The sequence below is a fragment of the Brevibacillus sp. JNUCC-41 genome (genome assembly GCF_014844095.1).
GTDB classification, from domain to species: Bacteria; Bacillota; Bacilli; order Bacillales; family DSM-1321; genus Peribacillus; species Peribacillus aracenensis.
Genome location: NZ_CP062163.1, coordinates 1,549,580 through 1,567,427 on the forward strand (window position 1 = coordinate 1,549,580; position 17,848 = coordinate 1,567,427).

Annotated in this window: 11 protein-coding genes and 1 pseudogene; 4 read left to right on the forward strand and 8 right to left on the reverse strand. The window is 37.6% G+C overall.

Features of this window, described 5'->3' with window-relative positions; genetic code table 11:
• Window positions 1-28 precede the first annotated feature (28 nt).
• From tagH to JNUCC41_RS07760, 5 genes and pseudogenes are all read right to left on the reverse strand, one after another.
• On the reverse strand, window positions 29-826 hold the full coding sequence (gene tagH, locus JNUCC41_RS07740) for a teichoic acids export ABC transporter ATP-binding subunit TagH (RefSeq protein ID WP_192207194.1): 798 nt from the start codon (window positions 824-826) through the stop codon (window positions 29-31).
• 17 nt (window positions 827-843) lie between these two features.
• Window positions 844-1,641 (reverse strand): ABC transporter permease, encoded by a 798-nt coding sequence (locus JNUCC41_RS07745; RefSeq protein ID WP_192207196.1) that lies wholly within the window; start codon window positions 1,639-1,641, stop codon window positions 844-846.
• Between the two features lie 3 nt (window positions 1,642-1,644).
• A pseudogene (locus JNUCC41_RS07750) lies at window positions 1,645-2,850 on the reverse strand (CDP-glycerol glycerophosphotransferase family protein); the annotation flags it as partial.
• A 139-nt stretch (window positions 2,851-2,989) separates the two neighbouring features.
• Window positions 2,990-4,525 carry a glycosyltransferase family 2 protein gene (locus JNUCC41_RS07755; protein ID WP_192207200.1) on the reverse strand — a complete coding sequence of 512 codons (1,536 nt, stop codon included), beginning with the start codon at window positions 4,523-4,525 and terminating at the stop codon, window positions 2,990-2,992.
• 100 nt (window positions 4,526-4,625) lie between these two features.
• Window positions 4,626-7,955: a CDP-glycerol glycerophosphotransferase family protein gene (locus JNUCC41_RS07760; RefSeq protein WP_192207202.1), complete on the reverse strand. Its 3,330-nt coding sequence runs from the start codon at window positions 7,953-7,955 to the stop codon at window positions 4,626-4,628.
• An 873-nt stretch (window positions 7,956-8,828) separates the two neighbouring features.
• Between JNUCC41_RS07760 and tagD the strand changes: the two genes are divergently transcribed.
• The 4 genes from tagD (at window position 8,829) to JNUCC41_RS07780 (ending at window position 12,909) form a co-directional block, all read left to right on the forward strand.
• A complete protein-coding gene (gene tagD, locus JNUCC41_RS07765) occupies window positions 8,829-9,227 on the forward strand; it encodes a glycerol-3-phosphate cytidylyltransferase (RefSeq protein WP_057278149.1) in 399 nt (132 codons plus the stop codon).
• Window positions 9,220-10,383 (forward strand): CDP-glycerol glycerophosphotransferase family protein, encoded by a 1,164-nt coding sequence (locus JNUCC41_RS07770; RefSeq protein WP_192207204.1) that lies wholly within the window; start codon window positions 9,220-9,222, stop codon window positions 10,381-10,383. Before tagD ends, JNUCC41_RS07770 begins: the two co-directional genes overlap by 8 nt.
• 275 nt (window positions 10,384-10,658) lie before the next feature.
• Window positions 10,659-11,693 carry a C40 family peptidase gene (locus tag JNUCC41_RS07775; RefSeq protein WP_192207206.1) on the forward strand — a complete coding sequence of 345 codons (1,035 nt, stop codon included), beginning with the start codon at window positions 10,659-10,661 and terminating at the stop codon, window positions 11,691-11,693.
• A 289-nt stretch (window positions 11,694-11,982) separates the two neighbouring features.
• Window positions 11,983-12,909, forward strand: coding sequence for an LCP family glycopolymer transferase (locus tag JNUCC41_RS07780; RefSeq protein WP_192207208.1), 927 nt, complete (start codon window positions 11,983-11,985; stop codon window positions 12,907-12,909).
• A gap of 20 nt (window positions 12,910-12,929) precedes the next feature.
• On the opposite strand, the gene JNUCC41_RS07785 is transcribed toward JNUCC41_RS07780, so the two are convergent.
• From JNUCC41_RS07785 to secA, 3 genes are all read right to left on the reverse strand, one after another.
• Window positions 12,930-14,717 (reverse strand): LTA synthase family protein, encoded by a 1,788-nt coding sequence (locus JNUCC41_RS07785; RefSeq protein WP_192207210.1) that lies wholly within the window; start codon window positions 14,715-14,717, stop codon window positions 12,930-12,932.
• Between the two features lie 249 nt (window positions 14,718-14,966).
• A complete protein-coding gene (locus tag JNUCC41_RS07790) occupies window positions 14,967-15,428 on the reverse strand; it encodes an SLAP domain-containing protein (RefSeq protein ID WP_192207212.1) in 462 nt (153 codons plus the stop codon).
• On the reverse strand, window positions 15,425-17,803 hold the full coding sequence (gene secA / locus JNUCC41_RS07795) for a preprotein translocase subunit SecA (RefSeq protein ID WP_192207213.1): 2,379 nt from the start codon (window positions 17,801-17,803) through the stop codon (window positions 15,425-15,427). The genes JNUCC41_RS07790 and secA overlap by 4 nt, the downstream gene beginning before the upstream one ends.
• Window positions 17,804-17,848 lie beyond the last annotated feature (45 nt).

The window sequence follows — 17,848 nt, forward strand, 5'->3', positions numbered from 1 at the left end:
ACCCGAACCCCGGGTCTGCTTTTCACTTTCATACCATTGCGGAACTACGCCTTTTCATTTGTTCTTCACGGTATTTTTTCTGTTCTTGTTTAGACATGGCGTTATATTCTTTTAAGAATGCTTCATATTGCGGCATTACTTCGTTCATGGCACCGTATGCCTTTAACTCTCCATACTCAAGCCATAAAGCCTTTTGGCAAAATTTCTTCATCTGACCGATTGAATGGCTGACAAAGAACATCGTTTTGCCTTTTTCCTTAAATTCGTTCATTTTCTCCAAACACTTTTCAGCAAAGTTTTTATCCCCGACTGATAAGGCTTCATCAATAATCAGGATATCTGGATCGATATGCACGGAAATGGAAAAACCAAGCCTGGATTTCATGCCGCTTGAGTAGGATTTCACCGGTTGGTCAATGAACTTGCCAAGCTCTGAAAACTCGATGATCTCGGGCTCAAGTTCTTTGATCTGATTTTTGTCGAATCCGAGCATCAGCATTTTCAGTTCGATATTTTCTCTGCCCGTCAACTGGTTATTCAGTCCCGATGCAACGGCAATCAAAGCTGTTTTCCCGTTAGTTTGGACATTTCCGTCCGTTGGCGGGATAATGCCTGCAATAATATTGGACAATGTGGATTTCCCTGATCCGTTGACCCCGACAAATCCTATTACATCGCCCTTTTCAGCTTCAAAACTTACATTCCTCAGAGCAAAATACTCTTCCCCATAGCTTTTGGGCAAAAGGAGATCCAATAATTTTTCCGAGTTTTTATTATATAATTTATATTTTTTCGTTATATCTTTGACTATTACCGATTTTTCCAACTTTTCTCACTTCCAGTTTACTTAAAGTCAACAAAGCGATCTCTAAACCTGACATGCAGCGAGGAACCTATCAAAAACAAGATGATAACGACTGCCCAGAAATAAAGCGTATATTCCCAATGCTCTATTAGATACCATGATTCCCCCAACAATGATGCTCGATACCCCTCCACAATATAATATAGGGGATTCAGCTTCATGATGTTGACTATGACAGGATGGTCCTTAGCATCCATTACCCAAAGGATTGGTGTTAAATAAAACAAGACTTTCATTAAGGACACGATTATATTATGAACGTCACGAATGATGGTTGATAATGTTGAAGAGATTAACCCAAACGAAAATAACAGCAAGACCGTCGCAACAATATAATACGGCAGCTGCAAGATATAGACTGTTGGGAGGTATCCAGTAAAACCTAATAGGATGATGATGACTCCCAGCAGCATTAAATGCTGATACAACTTGGCAAAGATGACATACGATGGGATGACACTCATCGGAAAGCTCATCTTGGATACCATATTCAGTCGGGAAAAGACGGATTTGGACGTTTGAGTTATTGAAGGATTCACAAAAAACCAGACAACGATCCCTGCCATAAGCCATGGAAGGAAATTTTCACCGCGATTTAAGATTATAAATCCGAATACAAACCAATAAATCGAAATCTGTATCATCGGATTGATGATTTCCCATAGGATTCCCAGGTAGTTATTGCTGTTGGCACTTTTCACTTCATAAACAGATAAACGCCTTACCAAATAAAAACTATTGATTTGTTCTTTTAAAACGGTCAAAGCTGAACTCATAAATTACACAGACCTTCCTAAAAACACTTTTTCTACGACACGGCGTGAAGCCTGGCCATCCTCGAGTGCACAAAACCGCTCGTGAAAATGATTGATATCATTGGTATTTTTGTATTTCACCGTCTTGATACTATCAATGACCGCATCAGATGTTTTGACTAACAAACCAGGTGCATTCTTTTCAAAGTCAAAGTAAAACCCGCGAAGCTTGTCCCTGTAATTTTCAATATCATATACATAGAAAAGCATCGGACGCTGTAAATTTGCGTAATCAAAGAATACGGATGAATAATCAGTTATTAATAAATCCGAAATTAGATACAAATGACTGATATCCTCGTAACCGGATAAATCATAGGCGAATCCATGATACGCCGATAAATCCAAATTCTCTGAAACCAAGTAATGAAGACGGAGCAAAATGACATACTCCTCCCCCAATTCCCGTTTCATTCGATCCAGATCCAGCTTTATTTCAAACTTATATTTTCCCTTGCTATAGAACTCATCGTCCCTCCAAGTCGGGGCATATAAAACGATCCTTTTCTCTATTGGTATACCCAACTTCTGTTTCAATGAGTCGATTGTATCACGATTATCCCCATTGTAAAGTATATCATTACGAGGATAACCAGTTTCCAGAATTTTAGAAGTATCGACATTGAAGGCCCTGGCAAAAATTTCACTGGAATAAGCATTCGGTGAAATTAAATAATCCCACTTACTTGATTCGGCATGGAAATTTTCTTTATATTTATCCGTCGTTGTTCCAGGCATATGAACTTCATTCATATCCGCCGCAAGTTTCTTTAATGGAGTACCATGCCACGTTTGCAAATAGATCGTGTGCTTCGGCTTGGGAATCCAAAGCGGGAGCCTGCTGTTCGTTACCCAATAATGGGCCCTTGTCATTTTGAGCAGCCAACTAAATGAAAAACGATTGAGATATGGGATGCCTGCCTCTTCGAAATGAGCTGTATATCTTTTATCCACGCTCCAATACATTTTATATTCAGGATGGTGACTCTGCAAGTATTCATAAATCGCCCGGGGATTGCAGCTATACTGCTTGCCCAAAAAGCTTTCGAAAATAACAAGCTTCCGGTCCACCGGCAATACTGTGCCCGCCATTGCAAAAGCCATTTTATATCCTCTTAAAAAAATTGCTTTAGCCTTATTTTTAACTAGCGATAGAAAGGAAGGTCTCTTTGAGGTTTGTACTTTTTCATTTGACATATCCGATCTCCCTTTTTATTGATTAATGATAATGGAACCATGCTAATAAATCGAATGAAAAATAAGCTCGCCCAATAGAAGGGAGAGCTTATTTTTGGTGTACTCCTAACAGCTACTCCAAAGACTTTATTGCCAGTCCCAAATTATTTGCCACTGTTGTATAAAACTCCACATTTTTCTTATTATACGTCATCTTATTTTTCAGGATCCTTTTAATATTCACCAATTGATAATCATTGTAGCGAATGAACACCGTAAATAACGACTTTTCCATTTTATCAATTTCATCTAATGAAACAGTGAAATGGCCTCTATTACCTTCTATTTGAACTCCGCAATTGATTTCATTGTCAATTCTTGTCCTATCACGTATCAATACAGAATCTATGTTGTCTATATCATCACCATAAATCTCAAAACTTTGGTGGTAGACATTATCCACAATATAAGAATCCAGTGCACGGGCAAGCATCGGTATCCTGACAAAGCGATATTCGTCTTTCAGAAATGGAAGTTCATAATAAGGTAAACCATCTTTTATATGGTATTTTTTATTGGAATCTCGCTTTAACCATTCAAACAACTTTATGAAATCGTCAATACGATCCTCCATGAATAATTCAAGTGCCAATTTATAAATAGGTACTTTGAATTCATTCTTGAAGTCATATGATAAGTTTTTCGCAGTTTCGACAGCTTCCCCTAATAGTTCAATAAAATCCTCTTTATTCTTGGATTTCACAAAGGTTTGACTGTCGAACGATTTTACAATGTCGTACTCATAAATCCGGTTAAGAGCCACCTTTTTCAATTCAATGGCCATATCCTTGGATTGAATATACTTTATTATGTCAACATCGGCTTTTCTTTTTTCTAACATATTCGTTACACGTGTTAAAGAAGATGAGTTCTCCGAAGTCCTATTGACATAATAAATAGGTTTTTTAGTAGTTGATACAGCTCTAACTTTAAAGAAAACATCAGTAAAAAACCATTTATCTTCACCGAATTTCATATTCGGAAAACCAATTTCATTTTCTTTAACCATATGCAGATTCATCATCCTGGCCGTTGGACCCATATGATAAAAAAAGTGCGGTACATCCATCGGGGTGATGCTTCTTCTTTCTTTAATGGAGGCAAACTCCCCGATCACACTCTCTGACTCAGATTCGACTTTTACCGTTTTGCCCACTACATAATCATCACCGGTTTCCTCCAGGATGTTATAGAGGCTTTCCAGTCCATCATGGGCAAGCCAGTCATCCGCGTCTAAAAATGTGATATATTGGGATGTTCCCAATTCTATTCCTATGTTCCTCGGGGTCCCAGGTGACCCATTGTTTTCTTGAAGGGTAACGGAACAGATATTTTTATATTTAGCCGTATACTCTTGAATGATTTTATTGGTACCATCAGTCGAACAATCATCAATGATGATATATTCAATCTGATCTATGCCCATGGTTTGATTGATCACTGATTCGATCGTTTTCCTGATGAATTTTTCAGCATTGTATGCTGCAGTGACTACAGTGACTTTTTTTCCTTTTCCTAAAAATTTATTCCTTAAGCTTACAGGATTATTTTTTATTGGAATATTGCTCTTTAAAAGTTCCCTCGCTTTTTGCCGCACCAAGAAATTCATACGATTCCTCTCCTTTTATTTCTAGAGGTAACATAGATGTTTCGACTAGGCAGCCAATTTACTAGTTACTTAAAAGCAACAATACCCTTTATTAAAGGAATCAATCATTAAAAAATTTATCCACGATTCTCTGTGTAGCTTTACCGTCTTCTATTCCACAATACTTCTCTCTAAATAAACCATATCTCTCATTATATTGCATGTTTATTTTATCAATATTGGTAATAGTTTCAATAATATCCTCGGTTGTTTTTAAAAATGGACCAGGTGCTTCCTTTTCAAAATCCATATAGAATCCACGGATGTTATCTCTATAATCTTCCAGATCATACGTGTAATACAAAATCGGCCGAGCGGTATTAGCGAAATCGAACATTACTGAAGAATAATCCGTAATCAATATATCGGAAATTAGGTAAAGTTCCTGAATATCTGAATAATTGGATACGTTTATCACAAAATCCTCAAATTCGCTCGGGATGCTGAGATTATTACTGATAACAACATGCATCCTTAATAACAGGATATATTCATCCCCTAGTTCTTCCTTCATTCTTTCCAAATCAAATTTCAGCTCGAAAATAAATTTATTGTTTTTCGATGTTTGATTATCCCGGAATGTAGGAGCATATAAGATAACTTTTTTTCCTTTTGGTATCTTCAGTTTTTCCATCACCGACTTGGCGATTATTGAAGAATCTTCCCTGTAAAACAAATCATTTCTTGGATACCCCGTTTCCAATATTTCGCCTTCATATTTGAAAGCACTTCTGAAGGCCGTGGATGCGTATGGACTTGGGGATATTAAATAATCCCAAGTTCTCGTTGCACCATGCACTCGATTTAAGTACCCATCGTCTCTTCCTTGAATATTGTCTATATCAAATAGCATTTTTTTCAAAGGGGTACCATGCCAAGTCTGAATATAAGTCGTTTCCTTCCTTTTGCTTAAATAGGTAGGGAAGTTTTGATTATTTATCCAATAACCTGCTTTGGCTAAATAATAATAGTATTCCGGACTTAAGCGTTTTATCAGCTTCGTATTCTTTCCTTTTATCGGTAAATTACCATTATACACCCAAACTTTTTTATATTTATTATCCCTTTTGACCAGTTCTTCATAGATATATTTGGGGCTATCTGCGAATTGCTTCCCTATCCCACTTTCAAAAAGAATAAGGTTCCGGTCAACCGGGATAACCCTGGACATGATTTTATAAACTTTTTTCATGACAGGGAAATATTTATCACTTTTCCTAAACCGATTCAAAATTAGTTTGGATATCGGGTGGTTATATAATTTAGTTAGTGAATTTTGATCTTTTTCTGCATTTTGAATCACTTCGAATATCCTTGAATTAGAATGGACATCGCGATATTTAATAAAACGGTTGGCCTTGTCCATATACTTCTTCTTCATGACAAAATCAGTATTGGCATATTCAGCTAATACACCCAATAATTCATCCAATTCATTCACGATTTCACCAGGAAGATCGTTATCCAAATCCAAATGTGACGGTCTTTTCCCTATGAAATGATCTCTATCAAATTGATAGTAGATAACCGGTTTATGCAGAAAACTAAAGTCAAAAGCAACACTTGAATAGTCCGTGATCATAATCGCACTTTCCTTGATTAATCTTTGGACATCCACTTCGCCCTGACTAATTACCCTAACTGGGGCATCCTTAAAATAGGATGTGAATTTCTGCATATTAGGGTGAAGGCAAAAAATGATTTCAAACCCATCTTTTTTAGATAAATCATGTAATACCGGGTGATTCACTAATTTCTGATACCTTTCAAAATACTCGCTTTCCAAAAATATTTCATCAGAAGTAATCCAATCTCTCCATGTTGGAATGATCAATAATTGCCTCTTTGTTGAAACATCATCCTTAAACAGCGAGTCGAACCTTGAAAGTCCCGTCGCGAATACTTCTTTTTCGTTGTAACCAAAATCAGTTACAATCATATCCTTTTCAAAGTCTGAACTTACCAGAAAAACATCCGTACTAAAACCGGAGACTGCATTTTTCCCGTAGTTTGCCACCATATTTTTAGTGCCCATAACACCATGTTGAAGAAAAACCTTAACTCCCTTGACACGATTTTTAAATTCGGATGTCCTCAAAGGATATAAATAATCCGGGTGATGTGATGAAATGATACGTGTCGATTCCATCGTCTTTTTAATATGATCCTTTGACTTGAAATAAAGTACATTTCCAAAGGGCTCGACGTTCTTGGCTTCCACGGAATTTTCCTCTATTACATAATACACTTCTTTTTCTGGATGATTTTCCCTCATATATTTAAAAAAGTGATATCCGGTATCCTGGGCTTTATACGTTCTTTCCCCAACTAGCCAGACATCCTTTTTCTTTTTAAATAAAGTCAGGAATCTCCTCCATCCCATCATCCTTTTTAGATACCGATAACTTTCTGTAGTGAAGTTAAACACTTCCAAAGATAAATTGGATGCTTTAAAGGTATAGTAAGGATTGACGATAGCCACTCCATCATTCGAGCTGACATCGGTCTCTTTAGTAAATAATTTAGTTCTGGTGGTTGGTCTTCCGACGCGTACCATTTTCGGCTCTTCCTGATCATGTAAATGTAGTCTCATGTAAATGTCATATACATCATCTTCCAATTCCGCACTGACTAATTGTTCTAGATCCAATCTCAAATCATATATATAACGATTAAGTCCATATTTCTTAATATTCATTTCCTCATTATGAATAAAAGATATATTTGCCTGATATTCTTTAGAACTTTGCCTTCCTTTTACAAGGCCCTCACCTTTTATGATTCTTGAATGCTTGGTGAAAATTTGACCATTAATTTGCATGGTTTTCGACTTATTTTTAATTTTTTCAATTTGAGACTTAATCGAAATTTTAGGGACCGCATTGAAGTAAAGAGATAAATTCCCTTTATTCGTTATAGAAAATATACTTTGTTTATCTTCATATTTGTAGATACTCAAATTGTTCGCGTGCGTTTCCTGGAAACGCCCGAGACGAATTGGATATTCGATATGAACCTGTTCGTTCACTTCTACATATTCGGCTTTATGTTCGATACTAAGTATCGTTTTTTTGCTCAGCCTTTCAACCGGAACGGAAACCTTTATGTAACAGTCATAAACAGTCGGTTCTACATCTTCTAATTTCCGCATTAAATCTTTCATATCTACTTTAAACTCAAATTTAGATGTGCTCACTGATTCAGCTATTTTTATTTTTTGATCTTCATTATCCCTAGAATATAGCCATAGTTCTTTTGCGCAATAATATTCTATTGAAAATTGCCCTTTTATCAACAGTTTATTTTCCTCTTGCACAATGGTCAGAACTTGTTTCAGCTTAATTTTAGGAGCTTTTTTTGCTTTCCCTTTTCCAAGAAGCTTTTTAATCATTTTAGACCACCTATAACAAATTATTATTTAAATAAAAATGAATCATTCATTGTACTTTAAAATCATAAACTTTTTTCGGTTTTTCCTCAATATCATTAAACAGACAGGCGTTCGCCCATAAATTACCTCTAATTCCTCAGATAAACAAAAAAGACAATATTGGTTAGTTCGAGACTGAAAATGAACATACTAAAACTAAAAACATTTCGTAACTATGCTCGTTCTTCCATGTTGCCAGAATGGAAAGGGAATAGCAAAAACATGTTTCTAATTGCAAAGAAGTCTTCTAAACATCAAAGTGAACGCTTTCAAAACAGCCAACTGTTATACTTGCACTTCTATTAAATGTGAAGCGATAGCGATAGATTGATGGCCTATACTTGCCCCCTCCCGCCGTTTCACATTCACCATTAACAAGGATTTATGATGCTCCACTAGTTGTTCTCTCCTAAACGTGGTAAAATTGTGAATGGCTTATTCTGATTGCAGCAAGATGAAATTTTCTTATCATATCGTTCATTTTAAGAACAAATACCATTCAGTATAAACCATGCATTTCTATAGATACTTTATTATGCCCTACAGAGTAAGACAAATTAGTCAACATTTTATTTTAGCTTAAAAATTAATATTTACAATAATCATCAATGTAAAAAATTGTGGTTTATTTGTAAAAAAATTGTGGTTTATTTGTAAAGCTATTAAGTTATAATTAATTAGAGAATGCCATTGCCTAATAAAATATAGGAATAAAACAAGCAGAATTGAAATGCTAGCTGCCTGTTTCATTGTTCCATTTCATATTCCAATAGACCAAATATATATATGATTTTGATTGAATAACAGTTTAAGAGTCTTTAAGGAGGAATACAAATGAAGAAAGTAATCACTTACGGAACCTTTGATTTGCTTCATTGGGGCCATATCAATCTATTAAAACGCGCTAAAGATTTAGGAGATTATCTGATTGTTGCCATTTCGACGGATGAATTCAATGCTTTAAAAGATAAAAAAGCTTATCATAGCTTTGAAAACAGAAAAATGATCCTTGAATCAATCCGTTATGTGGATGAAGTTATACCGGAAGACAATTGGGAACAAAAGAGGGAAGACATCGTTCGTGAAGGTGTAGATATTTTTGTAATGGGTGATGACTGGAAAGGCCAATTCGATGAATTATCAGAAGTTTGTGAAGTGGTCTACCTTCCAAGGACAATCGGCATTTCGACTTCCCAAATTAAAGATGACCTTTTACAAGTTACTAATGGCTAAAGAATTCGCGATAGGGATTTATCTTTTTTGTTTCAAAGTTTTATTCTCTATCTTTAAGCTTTTCCCTTTACATGACAAAACGACCTTTGTCACATCATTCGGGGACAATTGCCAATATATCGCAGATGAAATGGACAAGCAGGACATTTCCGTTCAAAAAGTTTTTTTAATGAAATCAAGCAGTTCTATACAAGTTAGGGACGATGGGGAAACCATCGTCCTTCCGTTTGAATCAAAAAATATCATTGCCATGATCCGGTCGATTTATCATCTGGCTACATCAAAATGGATCATCATCGATAATTATTTTGGCTTTCTTTCAGCCATTACATTCAAAAAGCAAGTGACATGTGTTCAAGTGTGGCATGCGGCAGGTGCCGTTAAGCAATTCGGGGCTAAGGACCCTTCCATTCAAAACCGTTCAGCCGGTGCAAGGAAAAGATTTTTAGAGGTATATAAAAAATTTGATTATGTTACGGCAGGTTCAGAAATAATGGCAGGGATTTATCAGGAAAGCTTTCAACTGCCGGCATCCCATATTCTAAGGACTGGAATACCTCGGACCGACTTCTTCTTTAATGATGAATCAAAAAGAACTGCCCGTAATGCTTTACTGGCCAAGTATCCGGAACTTGAGCATAAGAAAATCATGTTATATGCCCCTACATTTCGTAATGACGGCTTGAACGACGGAGAGATTGCACTTGATTTGGAATTGCTCTTCAAGGAACTTCAGGACGAAAATTATGCGTTATTACTGAAACTGCATCCAGCTGTTAAAGCAGAGCATGATTTACAAGAGAAATTCCCGGGATTCATTTACCCTGTAATTAGTGAATTTCACGTTAATCAACTGCTGATCAGTACGGATCTTTTAATTACCGATTACTCATCGATACCATTTGAATTCTCTTTTTTGGGAAGACCCATGATATTCTTTGCATATGACTTAGAAAAGTATGTGCAGGAACGGGGGTTCTGGGAGGACTACTCTTCTTCCATGCCCGGACCCGTGGTATCTACCACAGAAGAGCTCTTAAGGGAAATCCGTACCGCCGATCATTCATTAATGAAGATCGCTTCCTTTAACCAAAAATGGAATGAATACTCCACGGGAAATTCAAGCAGGGATTTAGTTGATTTCCTTTTTAAATAAAACCACCCACTTCGAAAACGAAGTGGGTTTTCATTTTTTTCATGCATACCTTAAAAACAGGTATAGTTTTACAGCAAATGACAAACGAAAACACAAAAATCCAAAATGTGAAAAAAGACTCACAATATAGAAAATATTGTAGATTACAATACTCAACCTCCACCAATATAAACCAGTAAAATAATACTATTTTCCCCATGTAACAAAAATGTAATATGTTTATTCCCAAATAATTTGTTAGAATAGGGAAAAAGACATATTTGAGGTGGAAAACCGTGAAAAAAAGTGTTGTCGCATTTTCGACATTAGCCATTTTATCTTCGACTTTTGTTTCTCCTGCCCTTGCCGGTACATATACAGTTAAAAGCGGTGATAACTTAAGTAAAATCGCCCAGAAGCATAATACGACGGTAAAAGACTTAAAACAGCTTAATAACTTAAAATCAGACTTTTTGAGAATCAATCAGAAATTAATTACACCCAACTCCACAACAACATCAAATGCTTCTTCTGTTTCCGTGAAAAAAACAAATAAAACCACATATACCATTGTTTCAGGTGATACCTTAACAAGGATAGCAAACAAGCATAACCTTACACTTGCTGAATTGATGAAAATGAATAACTTAAAATCCGATAGAATTTATGCAGGCGCCAAACTTATCGTATCTAAATCAACCACCACCACCACCATTGATTTACCAGGCAGCTCCAAACCATCCAATGTGACACAGACCCCAGCCAATTCGTCTATATACATAGTGGTAAAAGGTGATACCCTTTCTAAGATTTCCAAGGAAACTAACTTGTCTGTAGCCCAGCTTAAATCAATCAACTCGTTAAAGTCCGATTTAATCAGAGTGGGTCAAAAACTAAAATTAAGTAAATCGGCAAGCACTGCAGATAATAACGATGTTGGAAAAGTGGAAGCCCCAAGTTCGGGGAACAAAGTGGCCAAGCTCGTTTCCGAAGCAAAGAAGTTAATTGGTACACCTTATTCGTGGGCGGGTGCCTCCCCATCAGGTTTCGATTGCAGCGGATTTATTTACTATACGTTCAAGAAAGCTGGGTATGATATTCCGAGGCTTTCATCTTCCACATATTATGATATGGGTAAAAAAGTTACTTCACCGAAAGCCGGCGATCTTATCTTCTTTGCAACTGGTTCCAATAAATCAGTGGTAAACCATATGGGAATCTACTTGGGCGGCGGGGAATTCATTCATGCCTCATCAAGTAAGGGAGTAACAATCAGTGCCACTTCAAACTCTTATTTCAAAAGTAAATTCATCGGTTATAGAAGTTTATAAGATTTTCTTGCCAGACTTTCCTCTTAAAGTCTGGCAATTTCATGCAAAAGTATCATAGTTTATCTATCTCTGGACTATAGAATTTACAAAACATTCGAATGATTTGCCAACGAAGGAATTCGGTTTCTCTAGAATCCTTCGTTTTTTTGGATGAAAAAAGGTAAATATGCACTCTAAGTACAAAAAGAAACTATTCTATTTTTGACAAAAAAAAGGTATAGTTAAAAATACCGACTAGGTACTTTTTCACACCTTCCATTTTGTGGAATGGTTAAGGGAGGAATATTAGATGAGATCCGAACATAAAAAAAAGAAAAAGAAACGCAAAACGTTTAAAATAATCGGCTTCACCCTTCTTATCCTTTTCATTGGCGCAGGTATTTATGGCGCTTCCGTTTATCAATCATTGGCCGGTGCAATCAGCACCATGCAGGGTACAGCCCATAAAACGGATAAGCGAGTAGAGGACATCAAGTTCAAAAACAAAGATCCATTTTCATTACTAATTCTTGGTGTGGATGAAAGAAAGAATGACTCAGGTCGATCAGATACGATGATTGTCATGACGGTTAATCCTAAAAAGGAATCGATTGAGTTATTGAGTTTACCGAGAGATACCCGTACGGAGATCATCGGTAAAGGTACAACCGATAAAATGAACCATGCCTATGCATATGGCGGAATTGCCATGTCTATAAATACAGTGGAAGCCTATTTGGATATTCCGATTGATTATTACGTCAAAATGAATATGGAAGGCTTTCAGGATATTGTGAATTCTGTTGGTGGTGTCACAGTCGATAATGATATGGACCTTGCCTATAAAGGATATACCTTCAACAAAGGCACAATCGACTTAAATGGTAAAGAGGCCTTGATTTATTCCCGGATCCGTAAAGAAGATCCCCGCGGGGATTATGGACGGCAAATGCGGCAACGCCAAGTTATCCAAGCTGTCATGAAAAAAGGGGCAAGCCTTTCAACTCTTACCAATTATGACGATATATTCGAAGCCCTAGGTAAAAACGTGGAAACTAATTTAAGTTTCAATGAAATGTTAAGTATCCAAAATAACTACAAATCATCCCTTAAAAATATTGAACAATATACACTTGAAGGTGACAATCAACGGGTAAACGGCATTTGGTACAATATCGTTCCAGAAGAAACAAAACTAGAAGCCCAAAATCGTGTGAAAGCACATCTGGGATTATAATGGATGGAGGATGGCTTTTATCAGTCATCCTCTTTTTTTACCTTTTTCCCAATTGTTTTAAAGTAATCTGAACGTATCACTTGATCACTCAGTTCGATCTCCTTTTGGTCTTCAGATGAAAAACCATCGGCCTTGCCTTCCCCATTTATTTTCATTTGAGAACCATAATCCCCTTTCAATATCAAAGCATCGCCTTCATCGCCATTCAGCATGCTCTCTCCAAAGTACGAAGAACTCTTAATATTGAACAGATCATATAGAGTTGGCAGAATATCGATTTGGCCCGCTACCTTATCAATCGTTCTTCCTTCCATACCCTCCTGATAAATGATCACGGGAATGGGCATATACTTTTCAATCCACTCTTCATCGCTAATTTTACTGCCGTAATACGCTTCCACCTCGTGTTTATCTTTTAAAAATAGGCCATCATGATCTCCGTATATGACAATCACGCTGTCTTTCATTTTCCCGTCATCCTTCAACTTCTTTATGAGATCCCCGATGGCTGTATCTGTATAATGAATCGCTTCAAAATATTTGGTCAGGTAACTGTTCTCTTTTCCTGCTTCAGGCTTCAATGTTATCTGTTCTTCCGGCAGTGAAAAAGGTACATGGCTGGTCAAAGTAACGAAAAAGGCGTAATAGGGATTTCGTTTATCTTTTAAGAAATCATAGCTTTGATTGAAGAAACTGCGGTCTCCCAAGCCCATCGAAATCATCTCATCCTGCTGCATATCCTCTATGGAAAGATAGTCATCAAACCCTAACGAGGGATATGCATGCTGCCTATTCCAAAAGTCTTCTTCATCTCCGTGAAAAGCAAAACTTTGATAATCCGACTTCTTTAATTCCCTAGCAAGACCTGGAAAATCATTATAAGGGAATCGAAAAAAGGTCGCACCTTGCTTTAAAGGAAAAAGACCGGTATTCACAATAAGTTCTCCGTCAGATGAATTTCCAAATACCGTCTGTGGATATACATTCGGGAAGTACAATCCCCCTTTCGCCAGTTCATTCATGAATGGCGTGACCTCCTGCCCGGCACTGCTTTGAAATAGCGGAAACGACTGCAAAGATTCCACCTGGATGATAATCAGATTCTTCCCCTCCAAGGATCCGGAATGGACATTCTCCTTTCTTTTCTTATGATTGAAGTAATCAGAGACGGCCTTCTTATCTTCCGAGGACATTCCATGCCTTCCCGAGTCAATAAAATAGGCATATGTATCTAATGCGTGATGACCGATAGGACCCCAGTTTCGCAAGAAGGTATTCGCCTCATAACGCCGGGTTATATCCACTTTGTCGAAAAAGATATTCTTGACCGGCTTTAATCCTGCTATCATCAGGAATATTACGGCCGGCACTAGTGCCATATGCTTGAGGGGGTATTTTTTCTTTACAAATGATTCAGCAATTGGGATGCCTACCAGAAGAAAGATTGCATCCTTCATTTCCATCATACTGAATATACTTTCACCTAGCCCATTCAGATTGCTTTTTTGCATCCACATATAGGAAGTTAAAGGTGTCGAATAATAACGATAAAACCAGATGTCCCCAAGGAAAAAGACCATGATCAAAAGAAGGAAAACTGAAAAAATGATGCCTTTTACGATTCGGTTCGTTATCCATTCCTTCAAATAAACAATAAAACCGGCAACACCGATGATTATCGTAATGATTCCAATAGAAAGATCGTTACCCATCCTATTATTCGTATAAGTGAAAAGTATGGCCACGATTGAAAATGACAATATCTCAAATAGCCTCTCCTTTAATCGTTGATTCAGGTTATTATTCATGCTCCTGCCACTTTCCTCTTCATTATTTCCAAGCCTTAGTACTGCCTGATTGCGGAAGATTACTTATAAATATTACTTAGCGTTGCCATTTATGAGAAATTGCACACAGAAAACAGCATAAATATTTGGCACTAATGACTTCCCTAATAAACAAAAAGCCTTCATCACTAAAAGGATGAGGGCTGGGCTTTGCTTTGGCACTCCGGCAAAAAAGCTACAGATTGCCGCTAGATTCATGCTGTTGTTTTCCTACTTTCCATTCCATTCAAAAGCAATCTTCCAACCTTCATCAGGAATCGATTCCGCCAACATATCTTCTTCCTCGAATAAGAAACGCCATGGCATGCTTGAGAGTGCTGGAATCTCACCAAGCTCTGTAAGATCGAATGTCTTTTTTGCGAGGAATTTTCCATCTCCATCAACTAACAGTAAATCCACGATATCAAACCTGACAGCTTTCTCTATTGAATTTCGCAGAAAAGCCACTATGATTACATCATCTTCCACCCTGGTCAGTTTGATGCCTGATATTGAAATTTGGTTCGGTTTTAATGTAGGCAGCCTTTTATGGTGGAATTTATATACATATTCCTCTTGCTTGGAAATTTCCCACCCTTTGTTAAACACTAGGGCAGTATGAATGGTGTCATCCTGATTTAACAACTCATGTACATCTGAAGCTGCATTATCCCTTTTTCCAAATAAACTCATCGTTCCTCCCCCTCCAAAGCAGCTCGATCTTCCTGATTGCTTTTCATATATTCCATAAAACGGATGCTTATCTCCGACTCTATTTTACTTAATAGAAGGTTGAATTGACTGAGAGCCGCTTTTTCAAACAGTGTATATGGGTCCTGCTGACCATATCCGCTTAAACCAATGCCTTCCTTCAGACTGTTCATTTCATCTAAATGGTTCATCCAATTTGTATCAATATGCTGCAGCATGAAAGCACGTAACTGGTTTCCCCATTCTGCATCATTTTGAAAGGCCATCAGCCTCGATTCCAATTCACCTAAAGCATCCAACGCTTTTCCTTCAATTTGACCATCTGGATCCTGAAATTCACTTGCTTGCCAACCTAACGACAGGAAAACATGGGAAAGCTCTTCAATATAGGCAGAGGAAACAGGTTCAACCATATGTTCAGGATAATATTTCACTGTGAGCCGAGTAATGTATTTTTCGATATATTCAAGTAAAATGGCCGGCATCCTTCCAAGGTCCATATCAAGTATCCGATCTCTCATTGCATAGATGATTTTACTCTGCTCATTTAATGAATGTTCTAACTTCAATAGATGGTAACGGCTTGATTGATGCATCTGCTCTACCGTTTTCTGAACCATTTTAACGAATTTATCAGGTGCAGGGCTTAGCACCAATCCATTTTCATCCGTTTTGATTTTCTTGATATAACGCCCGATTTCTTCTTCATCATAGTAATCAAACAAATCATCTTCCAAAGAAATGATGAATTGTGTTGAACCAGGATCACCCTGCCGGCCTGAACGCCCTCTTAGCTGCATATCGATCCGGCGGCTTTCGTGTCGCTCCGTACCGATAATATGAAGGCCGCCCAATTCCTTGACATCATTCGCAAGTAATATATCCGTTCCTCTCCCAGCCATGTTCGTAGCCAGCATCACTTGATTTTTTTGCCCGGCATTCGCGATGATTTCCGCTTCATCCGCTTCCGTCTTCGCATTAAGGATTTGATGTTTGATATTGCCCTTCTTTAGTTGAACTGAAATTTTTTCAGATTGCTCAATGGAGGTCGTCCCGATCAGAATAGGTCTGCCTCCATCATGAATCCGTTTTACTTCCGAGACGATTTTGTTGATTTTACTAGTTTCATCTTTATAAATCAAATCAACCTCATCAACTCGAATGATGGGCTCATTAGTTGGAATTTCAATGACCGGGAGCTGATATATTTCCTGGAATTCAGACTTTGATGGCATGGCACTGCCTGTCATCCCAGACATTGAATGATATAATCGAAAATAATTTTGGACGGTAATCATGGCCTGTGTTTCATTCTCTTCGGAAATCTCCAGTCCCTCTTTTGCCTCAATCGCTTGATGAAGCCCATCACTGAAGCTTCTCCCTTCCATCACCCTGCCTGTGAATTTATCGATGATTGCAACTCTTCCATCGATGACAATGTAGTCCGCATCCAATTTCATGATTGCATGAGCTTTTAGCGCCTGTGTAACATTATGTAATAACTCTTGATGTTCCATTCCATACAGATTGTCGATACCAAAGGCCTCTTCAATCTTGGTGGACCCTTGATCCGTAAAATAGGCAGACCTTGACTCGCCGAAAATCTCGTAATCATCATTTTCTAAAAATGTCTTCATGATTTGTGCCGTGATTTGGTGAAGCTCGGTTCCGTCGCTTGCCCTGCCCGCAATGATTAATGGTGTCCTCGCTTCATCAATCAAGATGCTGTCAATCTCATCGACGATGGCAAATCGGTGTCCTCTCTGAACCTTGTCTTCTCTTCGGTAAACCATATTATCACGTAAATAATCAAACCCGAACTCTGTTGCCGTTCCATACGTGATATCTGCGGCATACGCTTCACGTTTTGCGGAAGGCCCCATCTGGGAAATGTTCAAACCAACCGTCAACCCTAGAAATTCATGAATTTGTCCCATTAACTCCATATCACGTCTGGCCAAATATTCATTGGCCGTAATGATATGGACACCATTACCATACAGTGCATGTAAATAGCTAGGCAAAGTAGAGACAAGCGTCTTACCCTCGCCCGTATTCATTTGTGCGATGCCCCTTTCACTCAGGACAAAACCGCCTGCAAGCTGAACATCATGGTGCCTAAGATTCAATACTCGTTTAGAAGCCTCCCTCACGACAGCAAAAGCATCTGCTTGTATATCCAATATATTGTCACCAGCATCCAATACGCTTTTAAATCTATCCTTCATTCCGCTTAATTCCAGATCTGAATAACTTTCATATTTACCCTCTAGCCGATTCACATCTTCTACCAACTTATAAATTCTCTTTAAGTCTTTAGAACCTTCTTTGAAGAACTTTTTCATACTGGATAGCATAGGGTTTTCTCTCCTATTAATTCAATTGAACTTTAGTGAAATTAT